At 67.2% G+C, this 13,846-nt stretch carries 15 protein-coding genes and 1 pseudogene; 12 read left to right on the forward strand and 4 right to left on the reverse strand.

Annotation, left to right across the window (positions count from 1 at the left end; all coding sequences use genetic code 11):
* Window positions 1-39 precede the first annotated feature (39 nt).
* The 11 genes from GLA29479_RS03070 to mgtE all read left to right on the forward strand — a co-directional run bounded on the left by GLA29479_RS03070 (window position 40) and on the right by mgtE (window position 9,998).
* Window positions 40-1,449: an RNA polymerase factor sigma-54 gene (locus GLA29479_RS03070; protein ID WP_057917242.1), complete on the forward strand. Its 1,410-nt coding sequence runs from the start codon at window positions 40-42 to the stop codon at window positions 1,447-1,449.
* 232 nt (window positions 1,450-1,681) lie between these two features.
* Window positions 1,682-2,011, forward strand: coding sequence for a ribosome hibernation-promoting factor, HPF/YfiA family (gene hpf / locus GLA29479_RS03075; protein ID WP_031370939.1), 330 nt, complete (start codon window positions 1,682-1,684; stop codon window positions 2,009-2,011).
* A gap of 42 nt (window positions 2,012-2,053) precedes the next feature.
* Window positions 2,054-2,518: a PTS sugar transporter subunit IIA gene (locus GLA29479_RS03080; RefSeq protein WP_057970743.1), complete on the forward strand. Its 465-nt coding sequence runs from the start codon at window positions 2,054-2,056 to the stop codon at window positions 2,516-2,518.
* Between the two features lie 163 nt (window positions 2,519-2,681).
* Window positions 2,682-3,632: an HPr(Ser) kinase/phosphatase gene (gene hprK, locus GLA29479_RS03085; RefSeq protein WP_031370941.1), complete on the forward strand. Its 951-nt coding sequence runs from the start codon at window positions 2,682-2,684 to the stop codon at window positions 3,630-3,632.
* Window positions 3,629-4,540 (forward strand): RNase adapter RapZ, encoded by a 912-nt coding sequence (rapZ, locus tag GLA29479_RS03090; RefSeq protein WP_223619895.1) that lies wholly within the window; start codon window positions 3,629-3,631, stop codon window positions 4,538-4,540. The genes hprK and rapZ overlap by 4 nt, the downstream gene beginning before the upstream one ends.
* Window positions 4,541-4,961: 421 nt before the next feature.
* Window positions 4,962-5,318 (forward strand): EF-hand domain-containing protein, encoded by a 357-nt coding sequence (locus GLA29479_RS03095; protein ID WP_057917240.1) that lies wholly within the window; start codon window positions 4,962-4,964, stop codon window positions 5,316-5,318.
* A 52-nt stretch (window positions 5,319-5,370) separates the two neighbouring features.
* Window positions 5,371-5,715 carry a hypothetical protein gene (locus tag GLA29479_RS03100; protein ID WP_057970744.1) on the forward strand — a complete coding sequence of 115 codons (345 nt, stop codon included), beginning with the start codon at window positions 5,371-5,373 and terminating at the stop codon, window positions 5,713-5,715.
* Window positions 5,716-5,986: 271 nt separating this feature from the next.
* Window positions 5,987-6,379, forward strand: a complete 393-nt coding sequence (locus tag GLA29479_RS03105; protein ID WP_031370945.1) for a PTS sugar transporter subunit IIA — start codon at window positions 5,987-5,989, stop codon at window positions 6,377-6,379.
* A gap of 53 nt (window positions 6,380-6,432) precedes the next feature.
* Complete coding sequence (locus tag GLA29479_RS03110) at window positions 6,433-6,702, forward strand: HPr family phosphocarrier protein (protein ID WP_057970745.1); 270 nt, start codon at window positions 6,433-6,435, stop codon at window positions 6,700-6,702.
* Between the two features lie 13 nt (window positions 6,703-6,715).
* The gene (gene ptsP / locus GLA29479_RS03115) at window positions 6,716-8,425 is read left to right on the forward strand and encodes a phosphoenolpyruvate--protein phosphotransferase (protein ID WP_031370947.1); all 1,710 of its coding nucleotides are present in this window, start codon (window positions 6,716-6,718) and stop codon (window positions 8,423-8,425) included.
* 211 nt (window positions 8,426-8,636) lie between these two features.
* Window positions 8,637-9,998, forward strand: coding sequence for a magnesium transporter (gene mgtE, locus GLA29479_RS03120; RefSeq protein WP_057970746.1), 1,362 nt, complete (start codon window positions 8,637-8,639; stop codon window positions 9,996-9,998).
* An 81-nt stretch (window positions 9,999-10,079) separates the two neighbouring features.
* Here the strand turns inward: mgtE and GLA29479_RS03125 are convergent, their stop codons facing one another.
* Window positions 10,080-10,817 carry a hypothetical protein gene (locus tag GLA29479_RS03125; RefSeq protein ID WP_057970747.1) on the reverse strand — a complete coding sequence of 246 codons (738 nt, stop codon included), beginning with the start codon at window positions 10,815-10,817 and terminating at the stop codon, window positions 10,080-10,082.
* Between the two features lie 401 nt (window positions 10,818-11,218).
* Here GLA29479_RS03125 and GLA29479_RS03130 point away from each other — a divergent pair, with 401 nt between their 5' ends.
* Window positions 11,219-11,941 carry a carboxylesterase family protein gene (locus tag GLA29479_RS03130; protein WP_057970748.1) on the forward strand — a complete coding sequence of 241 codons (723 nt, stop codon included), beginning with the start codon at window positions 11,219-11,221 and terminating at the stop codon, window positions 11,939-11,941.
* A 227-nt stretch (window positions 11,942-12,168) separates the two neighbouring features.
* Here the strand turns inward: GLA29479_RS03130 and GLA29479_RS03135 are convergent.
* From GLA29479_RS03135 to ruvX, 3 genes and pseudogenes are all read right to left on the reverse strand, one after another.
* A pseudogene (locus GLA29479_RS03135) lies at window positions 12,169-12,378 on the reverse strand (alkylphosphonate utilization protein); the annotation flags it as partial.
* 50 nt (window positions 12,379-12,428) lie between these two features.
* Window positions 12,429-13,364: an aspartate carbamoyltransferase catalytic subunit gene (locus GLA29479_RS03140; protein WP_057970749.1), complete on the reverse strand. Its 936-nt coding sequence runs from the start codon at window positions 13,362-13,364 to the stop codon at window positions 12,429-12,431.
* Window positions 13,361-13,846 carry a Holliday junction resolvase RuvX gene (gene ruvX / locus GLA29479_RS03145; protein ID WP_237051753.1) on the reverse strand — a complete coding sequence of 162 codons (486 nt, stop codon included), beginning with the start codon at window positions 13,844-13,846 and terminating at the stop codon, window positions 13,361-13,363. The genes GLA29479_RS03140 and ruvX overlap by 4 nt, the downstream gene beginning before the upstream one ends.

Consider the following 13,846-nt stretch of genomic DNA (forward strand, 5'->3'; position numbering starts at 1 on the left):
CGGGCCGACAGCCATCTCAGGTCGCGTTAGCAATCGATGATGAAGCCCCGCCTCCAAGCCTCGCTCGGACAACAGCTGGTGATGACGCCGCAATTGCGGCAGGCGATTCGCCTGCTGCAGCTGTCGGCCGTCGAACTGGAAGCCGAACTGGCCACCGCGATCGAGAGCAATCCGCTGCTCGACTGGACCGATCCGTCCGCGGTCAACGAAGACGAGCCGCGTCCGCCGCCGAGCACCGAGGAAGGCGCCGAGGCGCCGACCGCCGAGCCCGAATGGACCATGGACGACGGCGAGACCTGGTACGAACGGGTCGGCCCCTCCGACAACAGCGATGAAGACTCGCCCGCGGCCGAACAGGTCGCCGAGGCCGAGACCCTGCACGACCATCTGCTGTGGCAGTTGCACCTCAGCCCGCTGTCGCAGCGCGACCGCAGCATCGGCGTGGCCCTGATCGAGGCGATCGACGACGACGGCTATCTGCGCGAAAGCCTCGCGGCGATCGTCGAATCGCTGGCGATGGGCGCCAGCGAGGAAGAAGTCGCGACCGTGCTGCACCAGGTGCAGCGCTTCGACCCGGTCGGCTCCGGCGCGCGCTCGCTCAGCGAGTGCCTGAGCCTGCAGCTCAACACCTTGTCCGACGACACCCCCGGCAAGGCCCTGGCCCTGGTGATCGCCGGCGAACCGCTGGAACGTCTGCCGCGGATCGGCGCGGCCGGCCTGGCCAGCGAACTCAAGCGCGACATCGCCGAGGTCGAAACCGCGGTGCAGTTGCTGCGCTCGCTCGATCCGCGCCCCGGCGCACAGATGGGCGCGATCTCCACCGATACCTACGTCACCCCCGACGTGGTGATCTGGCGCCAGAACGGCCTGTGGCGCGTGGCGCTGTCGGAAGCGATGCGCCCGCGCATCTCGATCCATCGCGGCTACGAAAGCATGATCCGCCACGCCAACGCCTCCGATGCCAGCTATCTGCGGGGCCATCTGCAAGAAGCGCGCTGGCTGCTCAAGAGCCTGGAAGCGCGCGGCGACACCCTGCTCAAGGTGGCGCGCTGCCTGCTCAAGCAACAGGCCGGCTTCCTCGAATTCGGCGACAGCGCGCTGCGCCCGCTGACCCTGCGCGAGGTCGCCACCGAAGTCGGCCTGCACGAATCCACGGTCTCGCGCGCGATCGCCCGCAAGTACGCGCGCACCCCGCGCGGGACCATGCCGCTGCGCGCTTTCTTCGCCTCCGGCATCGACACCGGCTCCGGCGGCGAGGCCTCCAGCACCGCGATCCAGGCCATGATCCGGCGCCTGATCGAAGCCGAGAACCCGCGCAAACCCTTGTCCGATGCGCGCCTGGCCGAAACCCTCAAGGCCACCGGCGTGCCGGTCGCACGCCGCACCGTGGCTAAGTACCGCGAGGCCATGAGCATCCCCTCGTCGCAAGAACGCGTGCGCATGGGCTGAGCCCGCCAAATTCCGCAAAATCGCCGGAATTCGGCTTTAATTCCCCAGCGAATCAGCGACTTAAGCCTGGCATACGACCAATGTTGCGGTCTTGCCACTTGCACCTGGAACTGAGCGTGAGATGCTGGAATCCCTGGCCCCGGCCAGGGCGTCAATCAGGCTCCGAAGCCCGCCGACGAGCGACGGCCCGGAGCCCAGTCTGCATTCTCCCGCGACGTGAAGGAGGTCTCCGATGCGTATCGAAACCCACGGCCAGCAACTGGAAGTCACTGCAGCCCTGCGTGACTATGTGGAAACCAAGCTGGCCCGTCTGCAGCGCCATTTCGACCAACCCTTCGACGTGCGTACCCAGCTCAGTCTCGACAAGCCCGACCATCGCGCCGAGGCCACCGTTCTCATCGCCGGCCGCACCCTGCACTGCGATGCCGCCGCCATCGACATGTACGCCGCCATCGATCTGCTCGCCGACAAGCTCGACCGCCTGCTGATGAAGCACAAGAGCAAGCAAGTCGACCATCACCGTGGCGAAAGCCTCGCACGCAATGGCGAATTCGTAGGCTGAACCCGGCCCCCGGGACCCGGTCATCGATCCAGACACGCTGTCATGCCGCTTTATGAATTATTGAGTGCGGAACGGGTCGCGATCGTGGTCGAACCCGGCGATCGCAACACCGTGCTCGATGTCGCCGCACGCATGCTCTGCGACGGCAATGCCTCCACCGCGTTCGCCCTGCGCGCAAGCCTGGGCGAACGCGAACGCCTCGCCAGCACCGCCATCGGCCACGGCGTCGCCATTCCGCACGCGCGCACGCCCTTGTTCGAAAACAGCCGCGGCGCCTTTCTAAGATTGGCCCAACCCATCGATTTCGGTGCCATCGACGGGCACCCGGTCGACCTGGTCCTGGCCATGGCCATTCCCGAGCACCACGTCCAGCAACATCTGCAGTTGCTGGCCGAGCTGGCCGAACGCTTCGCCGATAACGGCTTTCTCGATCGATTGCGCACGGCGCCGAACGTCGCCGAGCTGAGCTATCGCCTGCTCGACCACGTGCGCCGCAGCGCGGCCTGAGCGTACTGATCTGAGCCGTACTGATCCGGGCCCCGCTCGTTCCCCGAGCCGCTGAGCCGCCCCATCGGCTCGCCCGCCCTGCCTGCCTCACATCGCGCCGCGGATGCGATCGGCCCCGCGCCGATGCGGACACTGCCGTCGCTTTGCTCGTAAACTTCCGCCCATGAGCAAGAGCATCCGTGCAGGCGAACTGTTCGAACAGCAACGCGAGCGCCTCGCCCTGCGCTGGGTGGCCGGCCAACGCGGCGACGGCCGCCTGGTCGAGGCGGTCAATACGGTCGCGCGGCGCCCGTCCCTGGCCGGCTATCTCAATGCGATCTATCCGAACAAGGTGCAGATCCTCGGCACCGAAGAGCTGACCTGGCTCGACGGTCTGGACTCGCGGCTGCGCTGGGAAACGATCGAGAAGATCATCCAGTTCCGGCCCCTGGCCCTGGTCATCAGCAAGGACCAGCCCTGCCCCGAGGACCTGCGCATCGCCGCGGAGGAAACCGACACCCCGTTGTGGGTCTCGCCGCGCCGCGGTCACGAGCTGCTCAATCACCTGCAATACCATCTGGCGCGCGCGCTGGCGCCGCAGATCACCCTGCACGGGGTGTTCATGGAGATCTATTCGATCGGTGTGTTGATCACCGGCGAATCCGGATCGGGCAAGAGCGAACTGGCGCTGGAACTGGTGACGCGCGGCCACCGCCTGGTCGCCGACGACGCGCCGGAATTCACCCAGATCGCGCCCGACGTGCTCGACGGCACCTGCCCCGACATGCTCCAGGACCTGCTCGAAGTGCGCGGCCTGGGCGTGCTCAACATCCGCCAGATGTTCGGCGACACCGCAGTCAAGAACAACAAATACCTGCGCCTGATCGTGCACCTGACCAAGCCGATGAGCGAACCGCTGCCGGCCGGCATGGAGCGCCTGACCGGCGACACCGGCATCCGCCGCGTACTCGACCTCGACGTGCCGATGATCACCCTGCCGGTCATGCCCGGCCGCAACCTCGCCGTGCTCACCGAAGCGGCGACGCGGCTGCACAGCCTGCGCATGAAAGGCCTCGACCCGGCCGCGGCCTTCATCGCCCGGCACAGCAACTTCCTGGAGCGCGGCGAATCGTGAGCAACTCCCCCTTCGACACCGCCTCGGCCGCCGAGAGCAACGCCTTCACCCTGGTCATCGTCAGCGGCATGTCCGGCTCGGGCAAGTCGGTGGCGCTGAACACCTTCGAAGACCTGGGTTTCTACTGCGTCGACAACCTGCCGGCGGAACTGCTACCGCAGTTCGTGCAGAACGTGATCAAGGCCGAGGAAGGCATGCCGACCAAGCTCGCGGTCGGCATCGACGTGCGCAATCGCCATAGCGACCTGGCCAATATTCCCGAATGGCTGTCGGCGGTGGGCGCGCTCGGCGCCGATCCCAGGCTGGTGTTCTTCGAGTCCAGCGACGGCGTGCTGCTCAAGCGTTATGCCGACACCCGCCGCCGCCATCCGCTGAGCCAGTTCGGCCTGGCCCTGGCCGATGCGATCTCGCTCGAGCGCCAAGTGCTCAAGCCGCTGCGCCAGATCGCCGATGCGATCGTCGACACCAGCGAGCTCAACGTCCATCAGTTGCGTCGCCACGTCATCACCGAATTCGCGATGGGCGGCGACGCCGGCATGTCGCTGTTGTTCGAGTCGTTCGCCTATCGCCGCGGCGTGCCGGCCGACGCCGATTTCGTGTTCGATGCGCGCGGCCTGCCGAACCCGCACTGGAACCCGGCGCTGCGGCCCTTGTCGGGCCGCGACGGCGGCGTGCGCGATTATCTGGAGGCGCAGGCCGACGTGAACCTTTACGTCGAGCAGATCAGCCAGTTCCTCGACACCTGGCTGCCGCGCCTGCAGGCCGACAGCACGCGCAGCTACGCGACCATCGCCTTCGGCTGCACCGGCGGGCGCCATCGCTCGGTGTACCTGGCCGAACGCATGGCCGAACACGCCCGCACCCGCGGCTGGAACGAAGTCGCCGTGCACCATCGCGAGCTCGACTGAGCCCCGCTGCGCGGCTCATCCAGCCCTCGAACGCAGCCCTCCCTGAGCGCATTAACGAAGCCCTTTCAGCTCTCCCTTTGCAAAGAGGGGCTAGGAAGGGATTTGCTCTTAGGCACCATCCAGGCGTACGCGCAGAGCAAATCCCCCGCGCCCGCCGTCTTCGATCGGCTTCGTACCACGCGGGGCGCCGCCCCGTTTGCAAAGGGGACGGACTGTCGTGTTGGAGCGCCCGCGAAGCCCAGCCGCGCGCAACGCCCTTCGCGGCGATATGAACGCGCTCTGAGCCTCGCCCTGGACCGGCTTGGCGTCCTTACAAAATTTTCCCATTGCCGTGTCGCGACGCTTGCAAGCCTCGCCTTAGTTTCGTGGTGTGCCAGGGCCTGATCGCTCCGGTGCGTCTCCATCCCCACGGAGCAACGACATGAAAGCCATGATCCGCCGCCTCGCGCCGATGCTGCTTGCGGTCGGTGCATTCGCCTTGCTGCCGGCCACGATGGCGCAGGCGCAGTCCGCACCGCCGGGCGATGCGATGCAACGCACCGAGCCGCCGGTCAACGACCAGCGCGGCCAAGCGCCTACCCCGCCGCCGGCCGACACCACGGTACCGGCGAGCTTCGTCGACCTCGACCGCAACGGCGACAACAAGATCAGCCGCGACGAAGCCGCGCTCGATGCGCGCCTCGCCGCCAATTTCGCCATGCACGATCACGACGGCGACGGCGCCTTGTCGCTGGCCGAATACCAGGCCGGCGATGGCAAGCGCGGCGGCGACAAGTGACGCCACCGCGCCCGCTGCCGATCGCGCCCACTCCTGACCGCCAAGGATCGTCATGAATATTTTCACCACTCGCGCGCGCGCTCATCCGCGTGCCCTGGCCGTAGCCTTGAGCGCCCTGTTCGCCGCCGGCGTGTTGAGCGGTTGCAACAAGCCCGACCCGGCTCCGATGGAATCGAGCGGGCCGGCCCCGGCCACCACCGACCCGGGGCCGGCACCGCCCGCGAACGACCCGGCACCGGCAACCGCCACGCCGCCCGGGGACATCCCGCCGGCGAACCTGCCGCCGCCGACCGATACCCCCAGCGACACCCCGCCGGTGCAGAACCCGCAGCCGACGCCGACCGACCCGACCGGGCCGCCACCGCCGGCCGAGGACCGAGCGCCGTCGATGCAGTGACGCGGCACCATCCGCAGCGCAGCGGGCCATCACAGCACGACCCGCCTGCGCTGTGATCCCGATCGGCCGCGGCGCCGGTCGGTCACGCTTCCATCGCGCCGGGGCACCCCGCTCGCGGCACTGCACGCCCCGCACTCGCCCCGGCGGACTCGAAGAATCAAACAGTTGCCCGCCGCATTCCGGCCCTCGACCCGGAGCGTCCGTCGCCATGCCTGCGGACCGCCGCATTCGGCGCTTCCGGCTTGTCACTCCGCTCTGTTAAGTTGGAGGCATGTCCGTCGGCGTCCTTCTCATCACCCATTCCGGTATCGGCAGCGCACTCGTCGCGGTCGCCAACCGCCTGCTCAACCCCTTGCCGCTGCGCACCGAAGCGCTGGAGGTCCCGTTCGACGCCGATCCCGACGCTCTGCTGCCGCTCGCGAGCGCGGCGCTGCGCCGCGTCGACGACGGCGACGGCGTGCTGGTGTTGACCGACCTCTACGGCGCCTCGCCGAGCAACCTCGCTGCGCGCGTGTCGCGGCTGGGCACGCCGGTGCGGCGCGTGTCGGCCTTGAACCTGCCGATGCTGCTGCGGGTGATGAATTATTCGGAGCTGGAACTGGACCAACTGCCGGCGATCGCCGCCGCCGGCGCCCGCAACGGTGTAATCCTGGATGACGCCTGACCGCATGACGCGACTCGCAACGACGCGTAAGACCATTGCCTGAGGACCCCGACATGATCGAACGCGACCTGACTGTTTCCAACCGACTCGGCCTGCACGCCCGCGCCACCGCCAAACTGGTGCAGGTGCTGTCGGCCTTCCGCAGCAACGCCACGCTTACCGCCAAGGGCCGCGAGGTCAACGCCAAGAGCATCATGGGCGTGATGCTGCTCGCCGCCGGACAAGGCACCCACGTCAAACTGCGCGTCGAGGGCGAGGACGAAAGCAACGCCGCCGACGCGGTGATCGCCCTGTTCGACCGTCGTTTCGACGAAGACAGCTGAGCCGGAGGCGCACATGAGGCAGGAATTCCAGGGTCATGGGGCATCGCGCGGCAGCGCGCTCGGCCGCGCCCGCGTCCGCCTGCCGCATGCGCTGGAAGTCGCCGAGGAACGCATCGGCCACGACCAGGTCGAAGCCGAGCTGGCCCGCCTGCACGTCGCCATCGACACCGTCCGCAACGAAATGCATACCCTGCGCGACCGCCTGCACGGCGCGCTCGCGCACGAGGTCGGCGAGTTCCTCGACCTGCACACCCTGCTGCTCGACGACCCGGAACTGCTGCACGGCCTCGACGAACTGATCCGCAGCGGCCACTACGCCGCCGACTACGCCCTGCGCCTGCAACGCGACCGCATCGCCTCGGTGTTCGAGGCCATGGACGACGCCTACTTCCGCAGCCGCGTCGACGACATCGACCAGGTGATCGGGCGCATCCATGCGGCCCTGCACCGGCGCGATCACGATACCTCCGGGGTGGCCGGCGAGATTTTGGTCACCGACAACGTCGCCCCGGCCGAACTGGCGCAACTGCAGGCCCAGGGGGTGATGGCGATCGTCACCGCCGCCGGCAGCACCTTGTCGCACAGCGCCATCCTCGCCCGCAGCCTGCACCTGCCGCTGGTGGTCGGCACCGCCCAGGCGCTGCTGAAGATCAACGACGGCGACGCCCTGGTCGTCGACGGCGCCACCGGCACGGTGATCCTCGAACCCAATGCCGAGGACCTGCGCAGCCACCGCACCCGCACCCGCGAACTCGCCCGCGAACGCAAGCAACTGCACCGCCTGCGCCGCGAGCCGACCCGCACCCTCGACGGCGTCGACATCAAGCTCTACGCCAACGCCGAGTCGCGCGAGGACGTGGCCGAGGCGCATTCGCTCGGCGCCGCCGGCGTCGGCCTGTACCGCACCGAATTCCTGTTCCTGCAGCGCAACGAACTGCCCGACGAAGACGAACAGTTCCGCGTCTATCGCGACGTCGTCCTCGGCATGACCGGCCGCATGGTCACCATCCGCACTCTCGACCTCGGCGCCGACAAGGCCGACAAGACCGGCCTGGCCCTGCGCGACGAGCCCAATCCGGCGCTCGGCGTGCGCGGCGTGCGCCTGTCGCTGGCCCGCGACGGCCTGCTCGAAACCCAGTTGCGCGCGATCCTGCGCGCCTCCGGCTACGGCCCGGTGCGGATCCTGGTGCCGATGGTCAGCTCGGCCGAAGAGATGCGCCGTGTGCGCGAGCTGTTGAACCGCGTCGCCGCCGACCTGCGCCGGCAGGGCCAGGAGATCGCCGACGACGTGCCGCTCGGCGCCATGATCGAAGTGCCGGCCGCAGCCATCGCGCTGCCCGGCTACATCAACACCATCGACTTCCTTTCGATCGGCACCAACGACCTGGTCCAGTATCTGCTCGCGGTCGATCGCAACAACGAAGCGCTGAGCGAGCTCTACACACCGCTGCATCCGGCTGTGCTGCGGGTGATCCGCGACGTGATCCGCCTGGCTCAGGCGCGCGGCAAGCCGGTGGCGGTGTGCGGCGAAATGGCCGGCGACGCCAACTTCGCGCCCCTGCTGCTGGCCCTGGGGCTGGAGGAATTCAGCCTGCATCCGGCGACCTTGCTGGAATTGCGCCGCGCGATCCGCTCGCTCGACCTGAGCGTGCTGCGCAAACGCGCACCGGCGCTGCTGCGGGCGCGCGACCGCGCCGGCATCGAGGCCTGGCTGCGCGGCTGATACGCGGTTGATGCGCGGCCGCGGTCTGCGCGGCCTTGAGCCAGCGCCGCTTCGCCGCCGCGTCGTTCATCTCCAGGCGCCGCAATCACGCCTTGTTCCGACGCAAGGTTGAAAGCTGGGCTTTGTAAGCTGCAGGGGCGATAATCGCCGCATGAACATCTGACCCTCGCCGGCTTCGTGGCCGCGTCCGTCACCCGCCAGGAAGTACCGTATGGCCGAAGCCGTCCGCCACGACAAAACCGCACGTCAGCTGCGCCTGCTCTCCGACGCGCTCGACAGCGGTCGTCTGGGGCCGGTGCGGCGCCTGGTCAACACCCTCTCCCCGGCCGAGATCGGCAACCTGCTCGAATCGCTGCCCCCGGGCAAGCGCGTGGTGGTGTGGGGATTGGTCGACCCGGAAGACGACGGCGAGGTGCTGGTCCACGTCGGCGAGGAAGTGCGCGAAAGCCTGCTCGCGGACATGGACACCGACGAGATCGTCGCCGCGGTCGAAGACCTCGACATCGACGACTTGGCCGACCTGGTCGAAGACCTGCCCGACACGGTCATCGACGAAGTGCTCAAGTCGATGGACCGCGAGAACCGCGAGCGGCTCGAACAGGTCCTGTCGTATCCGGAAGACACCGCCGGCCGCCTGATGAACCCGGACGTGGTGACGGTGCGCGCCGACACCACCATCGACGTGGTGCTGCGCTACCTGCGCCTGCGCGGCGAACTGCCCGAACACACCGACCATCTCTACGTGGTCAGCCGGCGTCATCAATACCTCGGCCGCATCGCCCTGGCCGCGCTGCTCACCCACGAGCCCGGCACCGCGATCAACAAGCTGATCGACGACGAACAGCCGGCGATCGACGTCGGCGAAACCGCCGCCGAAGTCGCGCGTCAGTTCTCCGACCACGACTGGATCAGCGCCCCGGTCGTCGACGACAACAACATCCTGCTCGGCCGCATCACCATCGACGACGTCGTCGACATCATTCGCGAGCAGGCCGAACACCAGGCCTTGAGCGCGGCCGGCCTGGACGAGGACGAAGACTTGTTCAGCCCGGTCCGGCGCGCGTTCCGGCGCCGCCTGATCTGGCTGTCGATCAATCTGTGCACGGCCTTCCTGGCCGCCAGCGTGGTCGGCCAGTTCGAGGACAGCATCGCCAAGCTGGTCGCCCTGGCCGCGCTGATGCCGATCGTCGCCGGCATGGGCGGCAACGCCGGCACCCAGGTGCTCGCGCTGATGATCCGCGGCCTCGCCCTGGGCCAGATCGGCGCCTCCAACGTCGGCGTGCTGCTGCGCAAAGAATTGATGGTCGCGTTGATCAACGGCCTGGTGCTCGGCGTCGGCCTGGGCCTGATCGTGCTGGTCTGGTTCCGCCAGCCCGGCTTGTCGCTGGTGATCGGCGCCGCGTTGACCATCAACCTGCTGACCGCCGCCGCGGGCGGCGTGCTGGTGCCGATCACACTCAAGCGGCTCGGCTTCGACCCGGCCCTCGCCGGCGGCGTGATGCTGACCACCCTCACCGACGTGATGGGCTTCCTGAGCTTCCTCGGCCTGGCGACGCTGATCCTGATCCGCTGAAGCGGCCTACGCCAAAAGTTGCGCTGTCTTCTCCTTCCCTGTTCAACAATGCCCTCGCGCGGTGATTGGCGAGTCGACTGGTCAATCGACCGGTATGCAGGAATGCGATATCCAGACTTCGAGCGGCAATGGCTTATCCGGCGCGCCCTTCGGCAGCATCGTCGGCAACTTCAGCAACGGACAGCCCTTGGCGTTGAAAAAGGCGACGACCGATTGCTTCAAGCGCTCCGCATCCGGCTGATCGGAAGGTGAAAAGTACTTAATGTGGCTGGAGTAATCTTTCGCCACGCGCTCGGCGCCGGGTGCGTCGAAATGATCCTTGCTCAAATTCGCCCGCAGGTCGTTGATCAAATCCCGGGACAAGGCACCTCGGAATTGGATGTAGGTCAGACGCGATTGAACCAACTGCGGCGCTACCTTACCCAGCTCTGCGGTGGTAAGGGTAAGCTTTTGCTTCAACTCCTTGCTAACGGTCGCGCCTTCTTTGATGGCGCGGTCGCGATCGCGAAAAGCTTGATCGCGTTCTTTCCTGGCTCTACCGGCTTCGGCCTTGGCCCTATCCCGAAGTGCTTCCGCCTCCCTGGCTTCCTTCTTAATGTTCTCCACGACCAGCTTGCCAGTCTGGAACTGCGTGATGACGGCGACGCTGCCGATTACTCCCACGACAATGCCGGCGATGATCTTCAGCCATTCGGAGGCAATGCCGATACGCAACTGGCGCGGGGCACTGGCGATATCAAACGCTAATTTTTCCGTTTCAGCTCGTGCTTTCTCGATCTGAGCCACCTTGAGCTGATCGTCCAGGCTAACCATCGTCATCGTTTCCCCTCCCCGATCTATCGCACGGCCAAATGTTCTCTGATGGCACCAGAAGCCGGAATGATGATCAACGCGCTTCTAGTCGTTGGAACGCAGGGAGGTTCGGGCAACGGTCATCTCTGGCCAAACCAAGGCAAGCCCGCCGGCTCCGACCCGAAGCCGTCCAGCCCCCGTCCGTCCAGACTGCATCCACGTCAAGTCGGACTGCGGAAAGACGGATCTGCCATCCAAAGCTTGAATCACGCATCGCTCGCCGCCGATGATGCGTCTACCTATAGTGGAGAACGTCGATGCCGCATGGCCGTCCGCTTCGTCTCGCAGTCGCCCTGTTGCTAGGCAGCTCGCTGGTGTTCGGCGCCGCTTGCGCGCCCACCTCTTCTACCCGACCCGACGCCGCCCCCATGTCCGACACCAGAGCGCACGGCCATTTCGTTTCGCGCGAACTCGAACGCGATGGCATCGTCCATCGCTATCAAGTGTTCCTGCCATCGCGCCGCGCCGGCGGCGAACGGCCGGCCTTGATCATGTTCCTGCACGGCTCGGGCGAGCGCGGCGACGACAATCGCAAGCAGGTAGAGGTCGGGCTCGGGCCGGTGGTCCGCTCGCGGCTCGACGAATTTCCCGCGATCGTCGTGTTCCCGCAGATGCATTCGGACCAGGCCGACCTCGAACGCTTCGGCGACACCGCCTTCGCGATCCTCGACGCGGTGCAGGCCGAATTCGGCGGCGACCCGCAGCGGGTGTTGCTGACCGGCCTGTCGCTCGGCGGCTATGCCAGCTTCGAGCTGGCCCTGATGCAACCGGAGCGCTTCGCCGCGGTGGTGCCGATCTGCGGCGGCTTCGACCCGCCGGAAGCGCAGTTCGTCGCGCGCCGCAAAGCGCTGGGCGGCGTGTCCAGCCACGACGAAGCCGCGCGGAAACTGCGCGGCATTCCGTTCTGGGTCTTCCACGGCGCGAAAGACGACGTGGTGTCGGTGGAAAACTCGCGCCAGATGGTCGACGCCTTGAAGCGCGCCGGCGCCGAGGTGCGCTATACCGAATTCCCGGAAGCGAACCACAACAGCTGGGACCCGGCCTACGCGACCGCGGCGCTGTGGCCGTGGTTGTTCGCGCAGCAGAAGTGAGGGGAAAGCAAATCCCCCAGCCCCTTTTCCAAAAGGGGGGAATCTTCGGGGTGGTCGTGTCGCGGTCGTAGATCAAGGTTCTCGACGCATTGCAGCGTCTCCGGAACCGTCACGCGACGAATCCTGTCACCCTACGAAAACCCCGATATGGGTTCCCCCTTTGAAAAAGGGGGGCCAAGGGGGATTTGCCCTTGCCCCTTGCGCCAGCTTTTACCCAGCAGCCCCGCTCAAGCCTTCTTCAAGAACTCGGTCTTCAGCACGAGTCCCTTGACCTTGTCGACGTTGCACTCGATCTCGCCTTCCTCGTCGGTCAGGCGGATGTTCTTGCACAAGGTGCCGCGCTTGAGGGTCACCGAGGTGCCCTTCACTTTCAGGTCTTTGATGAGCAGCACCGAGTCGCCGTCGGCGAGCGGGGTGCCATTGCTGTCTTTCACGATCATCTCGATATCCGGTAAACGGCCGCGCCCCAACGGCGCGGCGAAAAACATCAGCCCTTGAGCAGGGCCTCGAGCACCGCCATGCGCACCGCGACGCCATTGGCGACCTGGGTCAGGATCAGCGATTGCGGACCGTCGGCGACTTCGTCGGTGATCTCGACGCCGCGGTTCATGGGCCCCGGATGCATCACCACCGCATCGGCCGCCGCGCGCTTCAGGCGCGCCGCGCTCAAACCGTAGTCGCGGTGGTAGTCCTGCAAGGAACTGACCAGGCCTTCTTCCATGCGCTCGCGTTGCAGGCGCAGCATCATCACCGCGTCGACGCCGTCGAGCGCGGCATCGAAGTCCTGGGTCACGGTGCAGCCATCGAGGGTGCCGTCGTCGGGCAGCAACGAAGCCGGTCCGCAGACGCGGATCTCGCCCATGCCGAGCGTGCGCAGGGCTTGCAGGTCCGAGCGCGCGACGCGCGAATGCTTGACGTCGCCGATCATCGCCACGCGCAGGCCCGAGAAATCGCGGCCCTTGGCCTGGCGCAGGCTGAGCATGTCGAGCAGGCCCTGGGTCGGATGCGCGCTGCGGCCGTCGCCGGCGTTGACCAGGCAGGTGCCTTCGCGCGCCTGCGCGGCCAGCGCGGCAACCGCGCCGTCTTCGCGATGGCGGACGATGAAGCCGCGCGTGCCCATGGCTTCGATGTTCTTGAGCGTGTCGAGCGCGGTCTCGCCCTTGCTCGTCGACGAGGTCGAGGCATCGAAATTCAACACGTGCGCGCCCAGTTGCTGGGCGGCGAGCTGAAAGCTCAAGCGGGTGCGCGTGGAGGGTTCGAAGAACAGCGTGCAGACCGCGATGCCGTCGAGCGCGCGGCGATCGTAATGGCCCTCGGCGAAGGCCTGGGCGCGGATCAACAGGGCTTCGAGCATCTCGCGCGAAGCGTCGGCCAGGCTCAGCAGATGGCGCGAGCCGGCGACGATGGAAACGGGGGCGTTCATATGTGCGGAAGCTCGTCGATATCGGTTGCGTCGTCGGGTGAGGCCAGCCAGCGTTCGACGATCACCGCCGCGGCCACCGCATCCAGCGCCTCGGCATCGCGGCGGCGCTTGCGGCCTTCGGCGCGGTCGGCGGCGAAACGGTGCGCGGCCTCGATCGAGCTGGAACGCTCGTCGACCAGCACCACCGGAAGTTTGTAGCGCACCCGCAGTTGCCGGGCGAACTCGATCGCGCGCGTGCGCGCCGGCTGATCGTTGCCATCCAGGGTCATGGGGTCGCCGACGATGAAACCGTCCGGGCGCCACTCTTTGTGCAGACGGTCGATGGTGCCCCAGTCGGGACCGGCGCCGTGCACGTCGATGACCGCCAACGCACGGGCGCCGTAGCCGAAGGCGCTGCCGACGGCGACGCCGATGCGGCGCGAACCCACGTCGAACCCAAGCACGGTGCCGTCGCGGCGGATGCTGACAGGCTTGCTCGCCAC

Source organism: Lysobacter antibioticus (assembly GCF_001442535.1).
Lineage (GTDB): Bacteria > Pseudomonadota > Gammaproteobacteria > Xanthomonadales > Xanthomonadaceae > Lysobacter > Lysobacter antibioticus.

Coding starts and splice junctions, on each gene's coding strand:
- mgtE (WP_057970746.1), top strand. CDS start 8,637: ATGGCCGAAGCCGTCCGCCACGACAAAACCGCACGTCAGCTGCGCCTG.
- hprK (WP_031370941.1), top strand. CDS start 2,682: ATGAGCAAGAGCATCCGTGCAGGCGAACTGTTCGAACAGCAACGCGAG.
- GLA29479_RS03110 (WP_057970745.1), top strand. CDS start 6,433: ATGATCGAACGCGACCTGACTGTTTCCAACCGACTCGGCCTGCACGCC.
- GLA29479_RS03070 (WP_057917242.1), top strand. CDS start 40: ATGAAGCCCCGCCTCCAAGCCTCGCTCGGACAACAGCTGGTGATGACG.
- hpf (WP_031370939.1), top strand. CDS start 1,682: ATGCGTATCGAAACCCACGGCCAGCAACTGGAAGTCACTGCAGCCCTG.
- ptsP (WP_031370947.1), top strand. CDS start 6,716: ATGAGGCAGGAATTCCAGGGTCATGGGGCATCGCGCGGCAGCGCGCTC.
- GLA29479_RS03080 (WP_057970743.1), top strand. CDS start 2,054: ATGCCGCTTTATGAATTATTGAGTGCGGAACGGGTCGCGATCGTGGTC.
- GLA29479_RS03100 (WP_057970744.1), top strand. CDS start 5,371: ATGAATATTTTCACCACTCGCGCGCGCGCTCATCCGCGTGCCCTGGCC.
- GLA29479_RS03130 (WP_057970748.1), top strand. CDS start 11,219: ATGTCCGACACCAGAGCGCACGGCCATTTCGTTTCGCGCGAACTCGAA.
- GLA29479_RS03140 (WP_057970749.1), bottom strand. CDS start 13,364: ATGAACGCCCCCGTTTCCATCGTCGCCGGCTCGCGCCATCTGCTGAGC.
- GLA29479_RS03105 (WP_031370945.1), top strand. CDS start 5,987: ATGTCCGTCGGCGTCCTTCTCATCACCCATTCCGGTATCGGCAGCGCA.
- GLA29479_RS03095 (WP_057917240.1), top strand. CDS start 4,962: ATGAAAGCCATGATCCGCCGCCTCGCGCCGATGCTGCTTGCGGTCGGT.
- GLA29479_RS03125 (WP_057970747.1), bottom strand. CDS start 10,817: ATGACGATGGTTAGCCTGGACGATCAGCTCAAGGTGGCTCAGATCGAG.